This is a genomic window from Streptomyces aureus, assembly GCF_000725495.1.
Lineage (GTDB): Bacteria > Actinomycetota > Actinomycetes > Streptomycetales > Streptomycetaceae > Streptomyces > Streptomyces aureus_B.
In genome coordinates this window covers 118,515-139,450 of record NZ_KL647039.1, presented here as the reverse complement: position 1 = coordinate 139,450, position 20,936 = coordinate 118,515, and the positions used below count along the sequence as shown (strand labels likewise).

Below are 20,936 nucleotides of genomic sequence, written 5' to 3'. Positions count from 1 at the left end.
CGGCGGCACAGTTGGCCGGTCGGTGCCACGGAGGGGGTTCGTCCGGTGGGGCATGATGAGACCCATGGGGACCGAGGGGGAGAACGTCCGTGTGATCGCGGGGCGTTACCGGCTGGAGAGCAGGATCGGCCGGGGCGGCATGGGCGTCGTCTGGCGTGCCACCGACCAACTGCTCGGCCGCCAGGTCGCGGTGAAGGAGCTCGGCCTCGACGACTCGCTCTCGGGCGAGGAGTCCCGGCAGCAGCGCGACCGCACCCTGCGCGAGGCCCGGGCCGTCGCCCAGCTGCACCACCCGCACATCATCGTCGTCCACGACGTCGTCGAGGACGACGAACGCCCGTACATCGTCATGGAACTGATCGACGGCGGCTCCCTCGCCGAACGGATCTCCGCGAACGGTCCGGTCGACGCGCGCGAGGCCGCCCGGATCGGCATCGACCTGCTCGGCGCGCTGCGCCGCGCCCACGAGGCGGGGGTCCTGCACCGCGACCTCAAGCCCGCCAACGTCCTCGTCGAGGCGGGCACCGACCGCGTCGTGCTCACCGACTTCGGGATCGCCCAGGTCGCGGGCGCGACGACGCTCACCGAGACCGGTGCGTTCGTCGGCTCGCCCGAGTACACCGCCCCCGAACGGATGGCCGGGGCCCGCACCGGCCCCGAGTCCGACCTGTGGTCGCTCGGCGTGCTGCTGTGCGCGGTGCTGAGCGGGGCGTCCCCCTTCCGGCGCGACTCGCTCGGCGGCATCCTGCACGCCGTCGTTGTCGACGAGATCCGCCCGCCGGCCCAGGCCGCCCCGCTGCTGCCCGTCGTCCGCGGACTGCTGGAGCGCGATCCGGAGCGGCGACTCGACGCGGCGGAGGCGGAGCGGATGCTGCGCGCCTACCGCGACACCGGCCGCACCCCGCGGCTGCTGGTCCCGTACACGCCGACGCGCCGGGACGTGCCCAAGGTGTCCCTGCGCAGGCCCGCGCCGGAACCCTCGCCCGGCTCCGCCACCGCGGCGAACCCCCCGGCCCGGCAGTCCACGCGCGGCATCCTGGTCGCCGCCGCGCTGGTCGCGGCGATGGCCGGCGCGGGCGTGTCCGCCGCCGCGCTGCTGGTGGGCGGCGGGGACGGGCGACCCGCCGCGTCGGACACGCCCAGCACCCCGGGCACCTCCTCCTCCGCGGCCCCGGCGTCCGGCCCGCGGTCGGCGCCGCCCACCGCGGCCGGGCCCACGGTCACCGTGACCGGCGACCGCACACCGTCCGGCGGCGCCCGCACCGCGCCCTCGGGCTACCGCATCGCCTCCGACGCGAACGGCTTCTCGCTCGCCGTGCCCCACGGCTTCACCCGCGACCCGCAGGGGGAGCGGATCTTCTACATGTCGCCGGGGGACACCTTCCGCATCGGCATCAAGGTCGCCGATCCCGCGCCGGGCGGCCCGCTCGGCGTGATGCGGCGCTCGGACGCCTCCGGACCGGCCAACAACCCCGGCTACCGCGACGGCACGGTCGCCCGCACGGTGCACGACGGACACACCGCCGCCCTCTGGGAGTTCACCTGGAACGGCTTCAGCACGGCGGAGGGCCCCCGGCACACCTACGACCTGTGCTGGGAGCAGGGCGGCCGGATGTACGACGTCTGGGTCTCCGCGCCGGTGGGCCGGGTGACGGAGGCGAAGGAGTACTTCGACGTCGCCGTGGACACGTTCGCCGTCTCGTGACGGGGGACCGCGCAAAACGGGAGATAAGCGGGAGACGAGGAGTGCCCGCGTCACGGGTCTGTGACCGGTGGGCGCAGGGGCTGGTTGACGTGGCGTCCGCCGCGATACAGATGGACGCATGAGCGAGGACGGGGGAGTCCCTCACCGGGGCGACGAGCCTACGAGTTTCAGTCTGCAACCGCCGAGACCCGTGACACGGGAGCTGCCGCCGGAGGCCGTGGTGCCGGACCGGCCGGCGGAAACCCCGGTACCCGGGCAGCAGCCGGTACGGGGCCAGGCGCCGGGACGGCCGGCGGAGGGTCAGGCGTCGGGACGGTGGGCGGAGGGACCGGCGTCGGGACGGCCGGCGGAGGGCTTGGCGCCGGGACGGCCGGCGGAGGGACACGGGCGGGGCCGACCGCATCCGGCCGTCGGGCCCGACCGGGATCCGCGCATCCCGGTCGCCGTCCCGCACCCGGGCAACCCCTACGCCACGCCCGCCGCCACTGCCACGTCCGCTGCCGCCGCCGCGCCCGGAGTCCCCGCGTCGCCGGGTGCCACCGCCACGCCCGGCGTCACCACCTCGCCGGGTGTCACCGTCTCGCCGGGTGCCACCGTCCCACCCGGCGCCACCGCCACGCCCGGTGCCACCCTCCCGGCGTCCGGCCCTGTGCCGGCCGGGACCGACGCGACCGCGCCGGTGTCCTCTCCCGCGCCGGTGTCCTCGGACGAGCCGGGGGCGGGCCGGCTCGTCGCCGGGCGCTACCGCCTGCTGGCGCGGCTCGGACACGGCGGCATGGGCACGGTCTGGCGGGCCCGGGACGAGACCGTGGACCGCGAGGTGGCGGTCAAGGAGCCCCGGGTCCCGGACCACCTTCCCGAGCGCGAACGGGACAACGCCCACGAGCGGATGCGGCGCGAGGCACGCGCCGCCGCCCGGCTCGACCACCCCGCCGTGGTGACCGTCCACGACGTCGCCGTCGTGGACGGCCGGCCCTGGATCGTCATGGAGCTGGTGCGGGGCCGCTCGCTGGGCGACGCCCTCAAGGAGGGCACGCTCGGGAGCCGCGAGGCCGCCCGCGTCGGCCTGGAGGTCCTCGGCGCCCTGGAGGCGGCGCACGCGGCGGGCGTCCTGCACCGGGACGTCAAGCCCGACAACGTGCTGCTCGGCCCGCACGGCCGCGTCGTGCTCACCGACTTCGGGATCGCCCGGATCGAGGGCGACACGAGCCTGACGGACACCGGAGGCTTCGTCGGCTCGCCCGAGTACGTCGCCCCGGAGCGGGTGCTCGGCGTGCGCCCCGGTCCCGCCTCCGACCTCTGGTCGCTCGGCGTGGTGCTCTACGCCGCCACCGAGGGCGTCTCGCCGTTCCGGCGGAGCAACACGCCCGCCACGCTCCAGTCGGTCCTCAACGCGACCCCGGCGGCGCCCGCCTCGGCGGGCGCGCCACTCACGGAGGCGATCAACGGACTGCTCGCCAAGGAACCGTCCCACCGTCCCGCGGCCGCCGAGGTCCGGCGGCTGCTGGAAGAGGCCGCCCGGCCGCCGGCCCCGGCGCCGACCCGGGTCGTGGGGGCCGGGGACACGGGCCCCGGCGGAGCCGTGCCGTCCGCCGGCGGCATCCGGATCGGCCGCAGGACCCTGATCGGCCTCGCGGCCTCGGCCGCCGCGGTGGTCGTCGCGGCCGCGGTGGGGGCCTACCTGGTGATCGCGGACCCGTTCGCCGGTCCGCTCCCCGACGGCTGGAGGAAGCGGCACGTGGCGGACGTCGCCGCGACGCTGGCGGTGCCCGCCGAGTACGAGAAGGGGACGCCGGACCGGGCGTCGGACAAGGGGCACTGGGTCACGTACACCGACCCGAGCGGGAGCATCTCGATCGGACTGACCCTCGCCAGGAAGTCCGAGGACGCGGCCAAGGAGATCAAGGACTCGGCACGGGCCGAGATGTACGCGGACGACGGCGAGTTCAAGGCGAGCGGCGCCTACGCCCTGAACATGCCGGCGGGCCCCCGGACGGCGCCGGACGCCAGGACGACGTACCGCGGCAGGGAGTCCGCTCAGAACACGGTGGTCTACAAGACCGACGACAGCCAGAACCCCCGCCCCCGCGAGGTGAGGTTCTTCTACTACAAATCCAAGGCTGGTGACATGTACCGGCTCACGGTCGCCTATCCGGGCAAGGGCGACTTCACCGCGCGCGGCAGGGAGGTCGCCGAGGCCGCGATCGCCAACCTGGACATCGACACCCCGTGACCGGCCGGGAGGGCCGTACCCCGTGACGGGCGGCGGCCCTCATCCTCCCGGTCGACCGGACCGCCACCGAAAAAACGATCCCCCGGTGATCGTCGGACCGACAACGCCCTGATCAGCGCATTTGCTGCCAGTGATCACTGGCAGTGTGTGAGTACTCCGTGAAAGGCCATTACCGACGGGTACCCAAAGGGAGCGAGGGGGCATACCCTGCGGCTCATGACGGACTCGCAGGCCGCTGAGCAGGCCACGGACAGCACCGGCGCCGAAGAGACGGCCGGCACCGACGCGGCGGTCGGCACGGCCGCCGCGCCGGCCGCACTCGGCACCAACCCCCGCGCCGCCGCCCCGGCCGGCGCCCGTACCGCCGCCGACGTGGTCACCCCCGAGCTCGTCGCCCAGCTCACCAAGGGCGTGGCCGGGTCCGGGCGGACCGTCAACCACACGCCGTTCACCGGCGAGAAGCTCGCCGACGTGCCCGAGTCCACCCCGGAGGATGTCGAGAAGGCCTTCGAGCGGGCCCGCGCCGCCCAGGCCGCCTGGGCCGCCACCCCGGTCCGGCGCCGCGCCGCGGTCCTGCTGCGCTTCCACGACCTCGTGCTCGCCCGCCAGGCCGAGGTCCTCGACCTCGTCCAGCTGGAGACGGGCAAGACCCGGCTGCACGCCCACGAGGAGGTCCAGGCCGTCCTCGTTGCCGCACGGCACTACGGACTCAAGGCGCCCTCCTACCTGCGCCCCAAGCGCCACGCGGGCGCGATGCCCACGCTGACCAAGGTCACCGAGCTGCGCCACCCGCGCGGTGTCGTCGGGCAGATCGCGCCCTGGAACTATCCGCTGGAGCTGTCGGTCGGCGACGCGCTGCCGGCCTTCGTCGCGGGCAACGCGGTCGTCATGAAGCCCGACACCGAGACCTGTCTGACCGCCCTGTGGGCGCGCGACCTGCTGATAGAGGCCGGTCTGCCCGCGGAGGTCTTCCAGGTCGTCATCGGCGACGGCCCGGTCGTCGGACCCGAGATCGTCCGGCACGCCGACTACGTCTCCTTCACCGGGTCGACCCGCACCGGCCGCGAGGTCGCCCAGGGCGCCGCCGCCCGTCTGGTCGGCGTGTCCCTGGAACTCGGCGGCAAGAACGCCATGGTGGTCCTGGAGGACGCCGACCTGGAGAAGGCCGCCGCCGGCGCCGTCCGCGCGTGCTTCTCCTCCGCCGGCCAGCTGTGCATCTCCATCGAGCGGCTGTTCGTCCACGAGTCGGTCGCCGACGCCTTCATCGAGCGCTTCGCCGCCAAGACCCGGGCGCTGCGCCTCGGCACGTCCCTCGCGTACGGCGCGGACATGGGCTCGCTGGTCGGGGAGCGCCAGCTGGAGACCGTCACCCGGCACGTCGAGGAGGCCGTCGCCAAGGGGGCCCGGGTCGTCGCCGGCGGTGTCGCCCGGCCCGACATCGGCCCCTACTTCTACGAGCCCACCATCCTCGACGGAGTGGAGGCCCCGATGGCCGTCTGCGCCGAGGAGACCTTCGGGCCGGTCGTCTCCGTCTACCGTTTCAAGACCGAGGACGAGGTCGTCGAGCGCGCCAACTCCACGGCGTACGGCCTCAATTCCTCCGTCTGGACGAAGAACGGGCGGCGCGGCCGTGCCGTCGCGGCCCGGCTGCGGACCGGCACGGTCAACGTCAACGAGGGCTACGCGCCCGCGTACGGCAGCGTCCAGTCGCCGATGGGCGGCATGAAGGACTCCGGCCTCGGCCGCCGCCACGGCTCCGAGGGCATCCTCAAGTACACCGAGGCGCAGACCGTCGCCCACCAGCGGCTGCTGCCGATGGCGCCGTCCCTCGGCATGGACGACGAGAAGTACGCGGCGTTCATGAGCCGGAGCCTGAAGGTCATGAAGGCGATCCGGCTCCGGTAGGGCGTCCCCTCGCGGGCCCGCGCCAACGCCCCACGCATCCCAACCGGTTCTCGACGAGGAGAGCGGCACGTGTCACAGGAGAACTCTGTCCAGGAACAGCCGGACGAGGGAACGGACGAGGCGGTCCCCGAGGTGCCGGCCGCGGCGGCCGGCGCGACGCCGGACCAGGAGCCCGCGACCCGGGACCAGGTCGCGGGGGACGCCGACCAGCACGACTACGACTACGACGTCGTGGTCGTCGGCTCCGGCTTCGGCGGCTCCGTCACCGCCCTGCGGCTGACGGAGAAGGGGTACCGGGTCGGTGTCCTGGAGGCCGGCCGGCGCTTCACCCGCGACACGCTCCCGAAGAACTCCTGGGACCTCAAGAACTATCTCTGGGCCCCGCGGCTCGGCATGTACGGCATCCAGCGCATCCATCTGCTGGGCAACGTCATGGTGCTCGCCGGTGCGGGCGTGGGCGGCGGCTCCCTCAACTACGCCAACACCCTCTACGTACCGCCGAAGCCGTTCTTCGAGGACCCCCAGTGGAAGGACATCACCGACTGGGAGGAGGAGCTGCGGCCGTACTACGACCAGGCGCGGCGCATGCTGGGCGTGCGGCTCAACCCGACCATGACCCCGTCGGACGTGCACCTGAAGGCGGCGGCCGAGCGGATGGGCGTCGGCGACACCTTCCACATGGCCCCCGTCGGCGTCTTCTTCGGCGACGGGCAGGACGCGGACGGCAAGGCCGGGGCGAAGCCGGGCGAGGAGGTCGCCGACCCGTACTTCGGCGGTGTCGGGCCCGCGCGCAAGGCCTGCACCGAGTGCGGCGAGTGCATGACCGGCTGCCGTCACGGCGCCAAGAACACCCTCAACGAGAACTATCTCCACCTGGCCGAGAAGGCGGGCGCCGTCGTCCATCCCATGACGACCGTCGTGTCCGTCACCGACGACTCGCGCGGCGGCTACGCGGTCCAGACCCTGCCGACGGACGACCGGCGCAAGGGCCGGGGACGGACGTTCACCGCCCGCAGGGTCGTTCTCGCGGCCGGCACCTACGGCACCCAGACGCTGCTGCACCGCATGAAGGCCGGCGGGCAGCTGCCGTACCTCTCGCAGCGGCTGGGCGAGCTGACCCGCACCAACTCCGAGGCGCTGGTGGGCGCGCAGACCGACGACCGCCGCTACCGCCGGGCGCACGGGACGAAGGCCGACTTCACCCGGGGCGTGGCCATCACCTCCTCCGTCCACCCGGACGGGGACACCCACATCGAACCCGTCCGCTACGGCAAGGGATCCAACGCGATGGGCGGCATGTCCATCCTCCAAGTCCCTTACGCCGAGGGCTCGTCGAGGGTGGCCGGATGGGTCGCCAACGCGGCCCGGCACCCGATGCTCGTGCTCCGTTCGCTGTCCAACCGCCGCTGGTCCGAACGCACCATCATCGGTCTTGTGATGCAGTCCCTCGACAACTCGCTGACGACCTATCTCAAGCCGAAGGGCGCGGGCAAGGGATTGTTGACGGCGCGTCAGGGACACGGCGCGCCCAACCCCAAGCAGATCGAGGCCGCTTCGAGGGCCGCCTCGGCGCTCGCCGAGGAGATCAACGGCTTCCCGGGCAGCAACGTCGGCGAGCTGATGGGCACCCCGCTCACCGCGCACTTCCTCGGCGGCTGCCCGATCGGCGCCGCCGCCGACGAGGGGGTCATCGACCCGTACCACCGGCTCTTCGGCCACCCGGGCATCTCGGTCGTCGACGGTGCCGCCGTCTCGGCGAACCTCGGCGTCAATCCGTCGCTCACCATCACCGCGCAGGCCGAACGGGCCATGTCGTTCTGGCCCAACAAGGGCGAGGCCGATCCGCGTCCCGAGCCGGGGGCCTCGTACGAGCGGCTCGAGGCGGTCGAGCCGCACCACCCCGCCGTCCCCGCGGACGCCTTCGGAGCGCTGCGGCTGCCGTTCCTCGGCATGCCGTCGGTACCGCCGAAGAAGTAGCCCGCCGCGCGGACTGCGGTCCGGCACGAAGAAGGACCTGCGCCCCCCTCCGAGCGCAGGTCCTTCTCTTCGTACGGGAGCGACCCGGCGGAGGCCGGGTCCCACCGCGGTGTTACGCGTTCGCGCCGGACTTGCGGCGGCGGACGACGACCAGCGCACCGGCACCGGCGACCACGGCGATACCGCCCGCGAGGCCGATCATCGGCAGCGCGGAGCTGGAGCCCGTCTCGGCGAGGCTGCCGTCGACCTGCGGCGTGTTGCTCTTGTCGGCCGGCTTGTCCGAGACCGGGACCTTGCCGCCTTCCTGCGGCTTGGTGCCGTCGGTGTCCGTGCCGGACTTGACGATCTGGAACTTGTACGCGACCTCGCCGAAGCCGGTGCACTCCGCGTCGGCGTCGCCGTAGATGCTGGCGCCCAGCGAGAAGCCCGCGCCGACCGGTGCGTTGGAGTGCACGTTGATGCGCAGCGGGATGTCGACCTCGTAGTCGGGCTTCAGCTCGTCCGTGTAGCCGACGTAGCCGACCGCGTAGCCCTCGGAGTCGACGTCCTCCCAGACCTTGTCGTCCGGGTTGTAGGCCTGGAGCTGGACCTTCTTGCTCTCGAAGAGGTTCTCGCCGGCCTTGTCCGAGGACGCGCCGGCGAAGAAGCCGAGGTCGCTCAGGGTGGAGTCGGAGTTGTTCAGGACGTTCAGGGAGAACTTGTGCCATCCGCTGCCCGCCGCGATCTTGCCGGCCAGGCCCGTGATGGAGACGTCGACCTTGGAGTCCGAGCACTCGGAGGGCTCGGGGTCGGGGGACTCCGACGCGGACGCCGACGCCGAGGCCGACGCGGAGGTGCTCGGCGCGGGCGCCGACTCCGAGGCGGAACCGCTCGGGGCCGGGGCGGAGGCGGAGGTGCTCGGCGCGGGAGCCGACTGCGAGGCCGAGTTGCCCGGCTCGGGGTCCGACTCGGACGGGCTCGGCGACACCGACTCGGTGGCGGACTCGGACACGCTCGCACTCGGGGACGGTTCTTCCGCGAACGCGGCCGGCGCGACCGACAGCAACGCGAGCGGGGCTATGACAGCCGTCGCGGCCGCGGTGGCCATGGCACGGCGAAGCTTCATGAAGACCTCGGAAGTCCAGTGCGCCGTGAACTCGCGGCGCGATTATGGCGTTTGTGGGTGAGGCCGCCGCGTGGGGGCGCGGATGTGGCCGTTGGTTCTGCAGAGGAGACCGGCGGAGCCCGGAAATGGTTGTCCTGAACCTCACGCAATTCTTATGTGGGCTGGGTCACATCGATGTCCGGCTTGCGCACGTCCGTTCGAGCCGCCTAGAAATGGTGCTCGTGTCTGATCAACAGTCCGGGGAAGCCGGTGAGCCGACGGTTCCTGACGAGGTGTGGGAGCGGTTCGCGCGCGACAGTGAACGCGACATCCGCGCCTCGGCGCCCAAGGAACCCTCCGCCCGTGCCCGCATGGTGACGGAACGGCTGCGCCTGCAGGACCAGCGGGAGGCCGAGCAGGCCTCCCGCCGGGGCATCCGCAGGAAGGGCGCGCGGCCGGCCGTGCAGCCCGAGGGCTGGCGGACGGGCCCCACCCGGCACGAGGCCGACCGGCGGGCCGCCCGCCGCCGCAGGGTGTGGGCGTTCCTCGGGGTCCCGCTCGCGGTCGCCGTGGCCGTCGTCGCGATGAAGCCCTCCCTGCTCCCCGGCCACCTCTTCGGCGGCTCGGGCACGCCCGCCTCGGCCGGCCCCGAACTGCCCGCCGAGACCTCCGCCCCGACCACGCCGCCCTCCGCCCAGGCCTCCCAAGTTCCCACCCGGAAGCGGCCGTTCGCCGGATCGCCGGCCGAACGCTGGGCCGACGGCGCCGACGCGATCGTCGTCCCCGACGCCACCCCGGTCGGTGCGCTGACCAGGAAGCAGGTGGCCACCGCGCTGCGGGACACCAAGGACCTGCTCGTCGGGGCCAACCTCGACCCGGCGACCCTGCGCGGCGAGCGCCCCGTGGCGGCCATCGCCGTCCTCGACCCCCAGCAGCCCCACATGATGGACGACGTCGAACGCAAGCTGCGCGCGCCGGACGAGAAGCACGACCCGCTCACCCTGTTCAGCCGTTTCGACCCGCGCGAGGTGCGCCTGGTCGGGAACGTGGTCAAGACGCGCGGCCGGATCACGTTCGAGGCCGGCAAGGAAGGGTCCGTCGCCATCCATGCCGACTACACCTTCGTCTACCCGGTCTCCTCGGCGAAGGGGAACGCGGACGAGGTGACGCGCACCATCGTGCGCCGCGTCCTCGACATCGACTTCCTGAACCCGGGGAAATTCCGGGTCACGCCGGGCAAGGTGACGATCCGCCGCCACGAGCAGGAGATCGGCAACACGGCCTGCTACGTCCACGACGGTTTCCTGCACCCGCTGTTCGACTCGACCGCGTCCACCAGTGCGCCGCCGACCGGACCGACCACCGACCCGTACGACCGCAGCCGTGACATCCGGGACTCGCCCGCGGGAGAGTGCGGGGCGCTGTCCCGCACCTGACGGCGTCCGTACCCCCGCGTCCGCGCCCCGGGCACGGCGAAGGGCCCCGCGGGACGCGTGTCCGCGGGGCCCTTCCTGCGACGGCACCGGCGTCAGGGCGGGCCGGTGCCTCGAAGCGGCGTCGGGGGAGGGGCCGCCGGGCGTGCGCGCCGGCCCGCGGGAGCACGCACGGGGCGGCGGCCCGGAGAGGTTCCGTCGGACGGCCCCGGGCGTCCCCGGGGCCGACCGTTTCCTTCAGCGACCGGGCTGCTGTCCCCTGCCGTCCGGTCGCACGACCTGGAGCGAGGTCCCACGACGCACGGCACGATCCGTACGTCTCATCGCTCCAGTGAAGCCACGCGTGGTTCTTTCGGGCCCGCCCCTGGCTGACACGGACACCAGAAGAAACGAAGCCCGCGGCACCCGGGATGCGCGCCGTACGGGTGACAGGCGATGCGTACGTGCGTGCGCCGGGTCCGCCGGAGGCGCGGGGGTGCCGACGGCGGGACCGCTCGGCGTGCGGGGGTGTGCCGGTCAGATCCGGCCGCGGCACAGTTCGAGCAGCGTCATCGCCAGCGCGGTGCCCGGCTTGCCGAGCGCGTCCCGGTAGTGGCCGAGGACCTCCATCTCCCGGGAGAGGTTCACGCGGCGGCCGCCGGAGGTGATCCGCGCCTCCTGGATCACGGCCGAGACGGCCATCCGTTCCTGCACGAGGCCGATGATCCGGTCGTCGAGGGCGTCGATGCGCTCACGGGCACCGGTGATCACATCGGCGGCCTCGTCGGTGCGCGCGCCGGTCTTGTCGAGTACGTCGGCCATGGTGGGGCTCCTCTGCGGAAGGGGTGCCCCGGGGCGGCAGGGCCCGGAAACGGCAGACGCCCCGGGCCTTGTCGGCCCGGGGCGCCTGGGAAGTCGCTTGTCAGTTGCTCAAGCAGCACGACCATGGCAGCCGGTGGGCCGGTTGCCATAGGTAAACAGGAAGGTCGTCTGCGTGAGCATGACGGCAGTATGCACGCCCGCGGCCGGGCCGGCCAAGCCGGTTCGGATGGTGAGACCGGGGGCCGGAAACCCCGCGGGGGCCGGGCCCGCCGCGGCCCCCGGTAGAATCGGCCGTACACACCCTTTTGCTCACCGCCGGAAGGCAGACCGTGCCAGAAGCGTCCCCCGCCGCCCCCGACACCGTCCTGGTCGTCGACTTCGGTGCGCAGTACGCCCAGCTCATCGCCCGTCGCGTCCGTGAGGCCCGGGTCTACAGCGAGATCGTGCCGAGCACCATGCCGGTCCGGGAGATGCTCGCCAAGAACCCCGCCGCGATCATCCTCTCCGGCGGCCCCTCGTCGGTCTACGCCGAGGGCGCCCCGCGCCTGGACCGCGAGATCTTCGAGGCGGGCGTCCCCGTCTTCGGCATGTGCTACGGCTTCCAGCTGATGGCCACGACCCTCGGCGGCACGGTCGACAACACCGGCGCCCGCGAGTACGGCCGCACCCCGCTGCACGTCTCGAAGTCCGGCTCGACCCTGTTCGAGGGCACCCCGGACGAGCAGCCCGTGTGGATGTCGCACGGCGACGCCTGCTCCGCCGCCCCCGAGGGCTTCACCGTCACGGCCTCCACGGACGTCGTCCCGGTCGCCGCCTTCGAGAACGACGAGAAGAAGCTCTACGGCGTCCAGTACCACCCCGAGGTCATGCACTCCACGCACGGCCAGCAGGTGCTTGAGCACTTCCTGTACCGCGGCGCGGGTCTCACCCCGTCCTGGACCACCGGCAACGTCATCGACGAGCAGGTCGCCCTGATCCGCGAGCAGGTCGGCACCAAGCGCGCGATCTGCGGTCTGTCCGGCGGCGTGGACTCGGCGGTCGCCGCGGCCCTCGTGCAGAAGGCCATCGGCTCGCAGCTCACCTGTGTGTACGTCGACCACGGTCTGATGCGCCAGGGCGAGACCGAGCAGGTCGAGAAGGACTTCGTCGCCGCGACCGGCGTGCAGCTGAAGGTCGTGGACGCGGAGGAGCGCTTCCTCACCGCGCTCAAGGGCGTCTCGGACCCCGAGGAGAAGCGGAAGATCATCGGACGCGAGTTCATCCGCGTCTTCGAGCAGGCCCAGGCGGAGATCATCGCCGAGGCCGCCGAGGGCGAGGACGTCGCGTTCCTGGTCCAGGGCACGCTCTACCCGGACGTCGTCGAGTCCGGCGGCGGCACCGGCACCGCCAACATCAAGTCCCACCACAACGTGGGCGGTCTTCCCGAGGACCTGGAGTTCGAGCTCGTCGAGCCGCTGCGCAAGCTGTTCAAGGACGAGGTCCGGATGGTCGGCCAGGAGCTCGGCCTGCCGGAGGAGATCGTCCAGCGCCAGCCGTTCCCCGGCCCCGGCCTCGGCATCCGCATCGTCGGCGAGGTGACCAAGGAGCGTCTGGACCTGCTCCGCCAGGCCGACGCCATCGCCCGCGAGGAGCTCACCGCCGCCGGTCTCGACCGTGACATCTGGCAGTGCCCGGTGGTCCTGCTCGCGGACGTGCGCAGCGTCGGCGTCCAGGGCGACGGCCGGACCTACGGCCACCCGATCGTGCTCCGTCCGGTGTCCAGCGAGGACGCCATGACAGCCGACTGGTCGCGGCTGCCCTACGAGACGCTGGCGAAGATCTCGACCCGCATCACGAACGAGGTCGCGGACGTCAACCGCGTCGTGCTCGACGTGACGAGCAAGCCCCCGGGCACCATCGAGTGGGAGTAGCCCTCCCGACGGCGGGAGCGGCCCTCCCGCCTCAGGTCCGCTTGAGCGTGCGCACCGGCACGCCGGGCTTCCAGACCTGGACGACCAGATACGTGTCGTCCTCCACGTAGGTCCGTGTGACCTCCGTCAGCTCGGTGCGGAAGAGGTGGAACGGCTCCGGCGGTTCCACCTCTTTCACGTACACGGCCTTGGCGGGATCGCCGTCACCCACCTCGACGGCCCGCCCGCTGATCCGTACGTCGCCGCCGCCCATGTCCGTGCCCGCGCCCGGGTTCGCCTGGAGCGCGAACCGCGGGTCGCGGCGCAGGTCGAGCGCCTTGAGCGAGTCCGGCATCATGCCGAGCCACAGCTCACCGCCGAGGAAGCGCACCTCGATGCCACAGGTGCGGGGCGAGCCGTCCTTGCGGAGGGTCGCGAGGACGTGATGGGTGAAGGCGCCGAAGCGCCGTTCGACGGTGCCGGCGAGGTCCGGTTCGGTGGTGGAGAGCGCTGCCCAGTTCATGGCCCCGAGTCTGGCGGGTATACCCGACATCTCCTGTCCGGTATGGCCCGTGTCCGTCGTCCGGCCTGATTTTTCTCTCCCCGAACACCCCTGTTCTCCTGCGCTGACCCCGGGTAACTTCCGCTCGTACCGAACACGCCAGTGCTGGAGGACAGATGCACGGGCCCACTCCGCCGCTGCCCCGCCCCACCGACCAGCTGCGCTTCGCCATGCCGCCGATGCACGAGTCGACCGACGACGAACGGCGCCACCGCAAGGAGCGGCTGGCCGGCGCGCTGCGGCTGTTCGGACGGCTCGGCTTCGAGGACGGCGTCTCCGGGCACATCACGGCACGCGACCCGGAGTACAGCGACTGCTTCTGGGTCAATCCGTTCGGCATGCCCTTCAAGCACGTCACCGTGAGCGACCTCGTCATGGCCAACCAGGACGGGCAGGTGATCGAGGGTCGCTACCACGTGAACCAGGCCGCGTTCACCGTGCACTCACAGGTCCACGCGGCCCGCCCGGACGTCGTCGCCGTCGCCCACTGCCACTCCGTGCACGGCCGCGCCCTCGCCGCCCTCGGCGACCTGCTCGACCCGATCACCCAGGAGAGCTGCGCCTTCTACGAGGACCACGCCCTCTACGACGCATACTCCGGGGTCGCCGTCGACGCCGAGGAGGGGCGCAGGATCGCGTCCGCGCTGGGCAGCCGCAAGGCGCTGGTGCTGCGCAACCACGGGCTGCTGACCGTCGGGGACTCGGTGGACGCGGCGGCCTGGTGGTTCCTGTCCATGGAGCGGTCCAGTCAGGTCCAGCTCACCGCGAAGGCCGCGGGCCGGCCCGTCCTCATCGACCACAAACAGGCGGCCGCCACCCGTGAGCAGCTCGGCGGGGACCTGGTGGCGTGGATCAACTACCAGCCGCTGTGGCAGGACATCAGCCGCTCCGAGCCGGATCTGCTGAGCTAGGGGCGCGGGGGCGAGCTGTTCCGTCGGGCCGATGCGCTGTCGGGCCGATCTGCTGTCGGGCCGATCTGCTCCGTCGGGCTGCTGGGTGGTTGTGGGGGGGGCGGTGCGTCGGGGAGGGGCAGGCCGCCGGGGCCTGGTGCCGGTCGGTTGTGGTTTGGTCAATGCGGGGGCGCCTACTTCACTCGTACGGGGTCTACCTGGCGCATGGGAGCCCCGCTTCGTACGGCACAATTCGCTGTCATCACAGGAGAGTTGTCGGGTGGGGGCGCGGCAGCCGGATATTCATGACATCAACGGCTTTACGGATTCATTTCCGGCGCGGGAAGGGCGGCAGTGGGCGTGGCGGTGCAGGAGGCGAGACACGGTGCGGGGCACGGTGCCGGACCGGGGGCCGGTTCGGGCACCGGGCGGAGCGGTGTGTCCGGCGGCGGTCCGGGCGGCGAGCCCGGTGGGGGACCGGGGGGCCACGAGGGCAGCTGCACGTGCGGGGACTGTCCGCACGGGGCGCGTACGGGGCACCGGCGGGCCGTCGCCGCGTTCCTCGCCCAGCGTGACGCGCTGGCGGCCGGGCAGGGGCTGCCCGCCGGTCTCGCGCACTCCGCCTCCGCGTCCCGGCAGTGGGTCTCCGACGAGCTCACCCAGTCCGCGGACCTCGTGTCCGAGCGCGCCCGCCTGGAGGGCGGAGCATGGCTGGGCCGGCTGTGGCGCTACACCGCCTGCACCGTATGGGCCGCCGTCCTCGTCCTGCTGCTCGTCCAGGCGCTCACCGCGATCGGGACCGGCTGGACGGCCGCGCGGACCGCGGGGCTGCTGGCCGCGGTCGTCCTGGCCGGACTGGTGAGCGGGGCGGCGCGGCTGCACCGGGCGCGGGGCGGGGCCCTCGCGCCGGTCATCGGCGAGGACAACCGGCTCTCCACCTCCCGCGCGGTCGCGGCCGGCTGGGTGCTGCTCGTGGCGTACGCGGTGCTCGTGCTGGTGGGGCAGCTGGCGGTCGCCTCGGCGCACGGGCGCCGGGACGAGCTCATCGCCGGGCTCGAGCTCGCCCGGGCGGCCGGGGTCGTGACCGTTGTCGCTGTCGTCTGCGGGGTCGCCGTGCTGGTGCGGCGGGTGGTCGGGCTGAGGGTGCTGGGGCAGCGGCTTCAGAAGGTCCGGGCGGACCGGCCGCGGGCCGCGGATCTGCTGACCGACGACTCCGGGCGGGGTGCGTTCGCCGACATCCAGTACGTCGTGATCAACGGGGTCGCGCTCGTCTTCGCCGTGGTCCGGCTGGCCCGGCGGCCCGCGCAGCTGCCCGATCTTCCGTGGGGGCTGGCGCTGCTGGTGCTGGTCTCTGCCGCGACGTATCTCGCCGGGAAGTACGCCGAGGGCGGGCGGCCGGTGATCCTTTCCGTGGTCCGGTCCCGTGAGGCGGGTGACCTGGACGCGCCGATCCGGACCGGGGACGACATCGAGATCCGCGGGGCGGGGTTCGTGCCGGCGGGGGCGCAGGCTGCTGACCGGTTGTCGCGGATGGTCGTGCGGATAGGGGCGGTGCATGTGCATGTGCCGCTGGTGCCGGTGTCCGGGGGGTTCAGCAATCCGACGGACGCGGTGCTGGTCGTGCCGGTGCCGGTGGATGTGGAGCCGGGGCGGGTGGAGGTGCAGGTGGTGACGGCGGCGGGCGTCGAGACGAACCGGTACGAGATCGATGTGACCGACTGACCGTCCGTGCGGCGCCGGGTCCCGGCCGGTGGGTGGGTCGGGGCCGTGCCGGTGCATCAGCCCGTCGCCGTTGGACAGAGATGTGGACGTTAGTGGCGACGGGCATCGATGTACCGGCACGGCCCCTCGCGCCGAGTCCCGGGTGCGGGTGCGCTGTGGTTTGGGTTCCGTCCCTCACTGGCGTGACTTTCAGCCCCTCCGGCGTTTGAGGAGCGGGGGTCTGGGGCGGAGCCCCCGGTACGGGACGGGTAGGGGCGGAGGGGGCGGAAGAAGGCTGTGGTTGGGGGGACCGGGGCCTGGGGGAAGTGGGGAGGTCGCGGGGCGGAAAAGGGGTTCCCGGGGGTGAGTCGGGGAACCGATTCGTACGTATGGTCTGGTGAGTGGTCAACCACACGCGGCTGAGAGGTGGCGGAGAACCATGACTCACGGTATGCGGACGGATACTCACACCCAGTATCTGGAGGAGCGACGCGGCTGGCGGGAGATCGCCACGCGTTACTCCCTGTTGCCACTGCGGGTCTTCCTGGGTGTCACCTTCATCTACGCCGGCCTGGACAAACTCACGAACAGCGCCTTCATGAAGGACTCCGGCTCGGGCTCGATCGGCGACATGATGCGCGCGGTGCGCGACTCCTCCGCCATACCCGCCCTCGTCGACCTGTCCCTGAAGAACCCCGTCGGCTTCGGCTACGCCATCGCCTTCGGTGAACTGGCCGTCGGCATCGGCACCCTGATCGGCCTGCTGGCCCGCCTCGCCGCCCTCGGCGGCGCGCTGATCTCGCTCAGCCTGTGGCTGACCGTGAGCTGGGCGTCCGACCCGTACTACTACGGCAACGACCTCCCGTACCTGTTCTGCTGGACCCCGCTCGTGCTGGCGGGCGCGTCCTACTGGTCGCTGGACGCCGTGATCAGCCGACGGCGACGGCAACGGAGTGCCTACTAGGAGCTCCGGCTCGACCGGCGTCTGCGGACCGCGTGGTTCACGGACGCCGCCGCTCCGGCGAGGCACAGGCCGACGAACACCACGGGGATGATGGCGAACCACTCGGTCTCCCACCAGCCGCCCGCGTCACCGGCGTAGGCGATGCCCCCGGCGGTCAGGAACAGGCCCGCGACCAGCTTTCCGGGCTGGAACTCATGACGTGGCACGGGCCACCTCCGCCTGGCCGACGCCGACCTGAAGATCGAGATCCACGGTGCCGCCCTTCTCGACGCCCGCCGCCGGCGGCAGGGTCGCCTGTTCGTGCCTGTCCGGTGCCACGTCCACGTCCTTCTTGTCGTCGCCCGGCAGTTGGATGTCCCCGACGCCCACCTCGGCGGTCAGCCGCACGGTCACGTCCTTGGGGACGATCACCTTCAGCCGGCCGGCGCCCACCTCGGCGCTCGTCTTCAGGGTCTGCCCCTTGGCGAGATCGATCCTGCTGAGGTCGAGCGTGCCCACGCCCGTGCCCAGGTCGTATCTCGGCCTGACGTCGGCCGCGGTCGCCGGGGTCCAGTTCGTCCGGACCCAGTGCGTGCCGATGTCCTTCGGCAGGGCCGCGGAGGCCGCGAGGAGTCCGGCCGTGATCACCGCGAGGAAGACGGTGCCCGCGCCCGTGCGGCCGCGGAACGAGCTCACGGCGATCCCCAGGCCGAACACGATGAGCGCGGCGGCCAGTCCGGCCTGGAGGCTGGTGCCGAGCGCGTGGCCGTGCCAGTTCGCACCGGTGGTCAGGCCGCCCGCGAGGAGCGCGAGCAGGAAGATCCGGCCGCCGATCGGGCGGGGGCCGCGCGGTCCGCGCGAGCGTTCCGTGCGCGGGTCGGGGCGGGAGGTGCCGCGGGCGATGTTCAGGGCGGCGGCGACGTCCCGGTCGCGGGTCTCCACGGGACCCCACATGTAACCGGTGCCGCCGACGTGCGAACCGTCCTTGACGATCGGGTCCCGCCACCACGAGGGATAGGAGTCCGGGACGGGCGGGGCCTTCGCCTCGGGCGGCGCGTCCGCGGCGGCCTGCGCGGCCAGCGGGTCCGGGTCCGCGGCGCCGCGGTTCTGCGACCAGTAGCCCGCGCCCGCCAGGAGCAGCGAGAGGACCACGGCGAACGTCAGCACGCTGCCGTTCTTCAGCATGGACAGGAACACTCCGCAGCCGACCAGCGCGAACAGCACGGCCGTCAGCGCGGGGCCGTCGACCCGGCCGGTCAGCAGCTTGCGGACCTCGTTCTCCTCCTCGTCGTCGTACGGGACGAAGAGCCAGGCGAAGCCGTAGAAGATGAGGCCGATGCCACCGGTCGCGGCGAGCACCGCGAGCACGATCCGGAAGATCACCGGGTCCATGTCGCACTGCCGGCCGAGCCCCGCGCACACCCCGCCGAGCACCTTCTGCCGGCGGTCGCGCCGGAACCTGTGCGGCACGCCGGCGGGGGCGACGCCGTCGGCGTCCGCCCGTCCCGCCGTGGCCGGCTCCCCGGGAGCGCGCGGCTCGTCGCCCGGAGCGGTGTCCGGGTCCGGGCCCGCCGCCGCGTGCTGCTGATCTGTCATGCGTCCATGGTGACGGGCGGGGCGGCGCGGCGGCAGTCGGGATGACCCTGGCCGAACCCTGATATCCGCCCGGAGTCGGGGGCGGGGACCGTTCGAACGCCGATTCGTGAAGATCAGGGGAGTATCCGGGGGCGACCCTGATGCTCCGGTACGCCGGGCGTGTGAACATCGGTGGCATGCCGGAAGCCGCAGTCCTGCCCACTGACGACCCGAGGCCCCCGCGCAAGCTCTACCGCAGCAGCGACGGACGCTGGCTCGGTGGTGTGGCGCGCGGGCTCGCCGGGCACCTCGGCCTGCCCGTGGTCTGGGTGCGGCTGGTGTTCGCCGGCCTGTTCATGGCGGACGGTCTGGGCGCTCTGCTGTACGCCGCGTTCTGGTTCTTCGTACCGCTCGGCGTCGGCGGCGTCGGCTCCGGCCGCACCCCGGCGTTCACCACCGAGACCTCGCCCGACGGCCGGCGCCGGCTCGTGGCCCGCAAGCCGGACAAGGGCCAGATCGTCGCCCTCCTCCTCATGGTCGTCGTGGCCATGGTCTTCGTCGGCAACGTGAACCTCGGCGGCGGCACGAAGGCGTACCTGTGGCCGACGGTCCTCGTCGGCGCGGGCGTCGCCCTGGTCTGGCGCCAGGCGGACAACGCGCGGCGGGCCCGCTGGGCCGAGGTCGGACGCCGGCGCCGCACGCTCACGCTCCTGCGGTCCGCGGCGGGCGTCCTGCTCGTCACCGCCGGCGTCTCCGGGATCTTCGTCCTCCAGGGTTCCGCGGCCCATCTCGGCTCGGTGCTGCAGGCGGCCCTCGCGGTCCTCGTCGGCATCGCGCTGCTCGCCGGCCCCTATCTGATCCGCATGACCCAGGACCTGTCCGAGGAGCGCCTGATGCGCATCCGCGCGCAGGAGAGGGCCGAAGTCGCCGCCCACGTCCACGACTCGGTGCTGCACACCCTGACTCTGATCCAGCGCAACGCGGAGAACGCGAACGAGGTGCGGCGCCTGGCCCGCGCCCAGGAGCGCGACCTGCGGGCCTGGCTCTACAAACCGGACGGCAGCGGCAAGGAGGAGGACGAGGAGCCGGACACCGTCGCCGAGGCGGTCCGCGGTCACGCCGCCGAGGTCGAGGACAAGCACGGCGTCCCCATCGAGGTCGTCGTCGTGGGCGACTGCCCGCTCGACGACCGGCTGACCGCGCAGATGCAGGCCGCGAGGGAAGCGATGGTGAACGCGGCCAAGTACGGTGGCGAGGGCGGCGCCGTACAGGTCTACGCCGAAGTCGAGGGCAGGACGGTCTTCGTGTCCGTCCGCGACCGCGGCCCCGGCTTCGACCTCGACGCGATACCCGCCGACCGCATGGGCGTCAGAGAATCGATCATCGGCCGCATGGAGCGCAACGGCGGTACGGCGCGGCTGCGCGCGGTACCGGACGGCGGCACCGAGGTCGAGCTGGAGATGGAGAGGGCGGAGAAAACGTCATGAGCGACACGAACGAGCCTGTGGAGTCCGGCGGTTCGGCCGGGGAGACCCCCGCGGCCGGCGCCGAGGGCGGGCGCCGGGTGCGCGTCGTGCTCGTCGACGACCACCGCATGTTCCGTACGGGCGTCCAGGCCGAGATCGGGGAGACCGGGCGGACCGGCGTCGAGGTGGTCGGCGAGGCCGCGGACGTCGACCAGGCGGTCACGGTCATCACCGCCACCCGCCCCGAGGTCGTCCTCCTGGACGTCCACCTTCCCGGCGGCGGCGGGGTCGAAGTGCTGCGCCGCTGCGCCCCGTTGATGGCCGACGCCGAGCGGCCGGTCCGTTTCCTCGCGCTGTCCGTGTCGGACGCCGCGGAGGACGTGATCGGCGTGATCCGCGGCGGCGCCCGGGGATATGTGACCAAGACGATCACCGGCACGGATCTCGTGGACTCGGTCTTCCGGGTCCAGGACGGGGACGCGGTGTTCTCCCCGCGCCTCGCCGGGTTCGTCCTCGACGCCTTCGCCTCCACCGACGCCCCGCCGGTCGACGAGGACATGGACCGCCTCACCCAGCGCGAGCGCGAGGTCCTGCGCCTCATCGCCCGGGGGTACGCGTACAAGGAGATCGCCAAGCAGCTGTTCATCTCCGTCAAGACGGTCGAGTCGCACGTCTCGGCCGTCCTGCGCAAGCTCCAGCTCTCCAACCGCCACGAGCTGACCCGCTGGGCGACGGCGCGCCGGCTGGTGTGACCCGGGGTGCTGGGCGGTCC

The 20,936-nt window shown here is 72.8% G+C and carries 16 protein-coding genes; 11 read left to right on the top strand and 5 right to left on the bottom strand.

What is annotated here, in order from left to right; all coding sequences use genetic code 11:
- Positions 1 to 64: 64 nt before the first annotated feature.
- From IO36_RS36820 to IO36_RS36805, 4 genes are all read left to right on the top strand, one after another.
- Entirely contained in the window at positions 65 to 1,705 is a 1,641-nt protein-coding gene (locus tag IO36_RS36820) for a serine/threonine-protein kinase (protein WP_037626828.1), read from the top strand.
- A 649-nt stretch (positions 1,706 to 2,354) separates the two neighbouring features.
- Positions 2,355 to 3,938: a serine/threonine-protein kinase gene (locus IO36_RS36815; RefSeq protein ID WP_037627444.1), complete on the top strand. Its 1,584-nt coding sequence runs from the start codon at positions 2,355 to 2,357 to the stop codon at positions 3,936 to 3,938.
- Positions 3,939 to 4,154: 216 nt separating this feature from the next.
- Positions 4,155 to 5,843 carry a succinic semialdehyde dehydrogenase gene (locus IO36_RS36810; protein ID WP_037626826.1) on the top strand — a complete coding sequence of 563 codons (1,689 nt, stop codon included), beginning with the start codon at positions 4,155 to 4,157 and terminating at the stop codon, positions 5,841 to 5,843.
- 69 nt (positions 5,844 to 5,912) lie between these two features.
- Positions 5,913 to 7,820 (top strand): GMC oxidoreductase, encoded by a 1,908-nt coding sequence (locus tag IO36_RS36805; RefSeq protein ID WP_078943675.1) that lies wholly within the window; start codon positions 5,913 to 5,915, stop codon positions 7,818 to 7,820.
- A 112-nt stretch (positions 7,821 to 7,932) separates the two neighbouring features.
- Here the strand turns inward: IO36_RS36805 and IO36_RS36800 are convergent, their stop codons facing one another.
- A complete protein-coding gene (locus IO36_RS36800) occupies positions 7,933 to 8,925 on the bottom strand; it encodes an LAETG motif-containing sortase-dependent surface protein (RefSeq protein ID WP_037626824.1) in 993 nt (330 codons plus the stop codon).
- A 212-nt stretch (positions 8,926 to 9,137) separates the two neighbouring features.
- Between IO36_RS36800 and IO36_RS36795 the strand changes: the two genes are divergently transcribed.
- Positions 9,138 to 10,340 (top strand): hypothetical protein, encoded by a 1,203-nt coding sequence (locus IO36_RS36795; protein WP_037626822.1) that lies wholly within the window; start codon positions 9,138 to 9,140, stop codon positions 10,338 to 10,340.
- Between the two features lie 513 nt (positions 10,341 to 10,853).
- Here IO36_RS36795 and IO36_RS36790 read toward each other — a convergent pair.
- Entirely contained in the window at positions 10,854 to 11,138 is a 285-nt protein-coding gene (locus tag IO36_RS36790) for a chorismate mutase (RefSeq protein WP_037626820.1), read from the bottom strand.
- A gap of 329 nt (positions 11,139 to 11,467) precedes the next feature.
- Here IO36_RS36790 and guaA point away from each other — a divergent pair, with 329 nt between their 5' ends.
- Positions 11,468 to 13,048, top strand: a complete 1,581-nt coding sequence (guaA, locus tag IO36_RS36785) for a glutamine-hydrolyzing GMP synthase (protein WP_037626819.1) — start codon at positions 11,468 to 11,470, stop codon at positions 13,046 to 13,048.
- Between the two features lie 31 nt (positions 13,049 to 13,079).
- On the opposite strand, the gene IO36_RS36780 is transcribed toward guaA, so the two are convergent.
- Positions 13,080 to 13,550 (bottom strand): pyridoxamine 5'-phosphate oxidase family protein, encoded by a 471-nt coding sequence (locus tag IO36_RS36780; RefSeq protein WP_037626818.1) that lies wholly within the window; start codon positions 13,548 to 13,550, stop codon positions 13,080 to 13,082.
- 155 nt (positions 13,551 to 13,705) lie between these two features.
- Here IO36_RS36780 and IO36_RS36775 point away from each other — a divergent pair, with 155 nt between their 5' ends.
- From IO36_RS36775 to IO36_RS36765, 3 genes are all read left to right on the top strand, one after another.
- Positions 13,706 to 14,500 carry a class II aldolase/adducin family protein gene (locus IO36_RS36775; protein ID WP_037626816.1) on the top strand — a complete coding sequence of 265 codons (795 nt, stop codon included), beginning with the start codon at positions 13,706 to 13,708 and terminating at the stop codon, positions 14,498 to 14,500.
- Between the two features lie 339 nt (positions 14,501 to 14,839).
- Entirely contained in the window at positions 14,840 to 16,201 is a 1,362-nt protein-coding gene (locus tag IO36_RS36770; RefSeq protein ID WP_425535570.1) for a hypothetical protein, read from the top strand.
- 418 nt (positions 16,202 to 16,619) lie between these two features.
- Positions 16,620 to 17,144, top strand: a complete 525-nt coding sequence (locus IO36_RS36765; RefSeq protein WP_037626813.1) for a DoxX family protein — start codon at positions 16,620 to 16,622, stop codon at positions 17,142 to 17,144.
- Here IO36_RS36765 and IO36_RS36760 read toward each other — a convergent pair.
- Both IO36_RS36760 and IO36_RS36755 read right to left on the bottom strand, forming a co-directional pair.
- Positions 17,141 to 17,350: a hypothetical protein gene (locus IO36_RS36760; protein WP_037626811.1), complete on the bottom strand. Its 210-nt coding sequence runs from the start codon at positions 17,348 to 17,350 to the stop codon at positions 17,141 to 17,143. The two genes, IO36_RS36765 and IO36_RS36760, sit on opposite strands and share 4 nt — an antisense overlap.
- Positions 17,337 to 18,719, bottom strand: a complete 1,383-nt coding sequence (locus tag IO36_RS36755; protein ID WP_037626810.1) for a PspC domain-containing protein — start codon at positions 18,717 to 18,719, stop codon at positions 17,337 to 17,339. Before IO36_RS36755 ends, IO36_RS36760 begins: the two co-directional genes overlap by 14 nt.
- A gap of 176 nt (positions 18,720 to 18,895) precedes the next feature.
- Here IO36_RS36755 and IO36_RS36750 point away from each other — a divergent pair, with 176 nt between their 5' ends.
- Together IO36_RS36750 and IO36_RS36745 are read left to right on the top strand one after the other, a co-directional pair.
- Entirely contained in the window at positions 18,896 to 20,185 is a 1,290-nt protein-coding gene (locus IO36_RS36750; protein WP_359027482.1) for an ATP-binding protein, read from the top strand.
- A complete protein-coding gene (locus tag IO36_RS36745) occupies positions 20,182 to 20,916 on the top strand; it encodes a LuxR C-terminal-related transcriptional regulator (protein WP_037626806.1) in 735 nt (244 codons plus the stop codon). Before IO36_RS36750 ends, IO36_RS36745 begins: the two co-directional genes overlap by 4 nt.
- Positions 20,917 to 20,936: the final 20 nt, after the last annotated feature.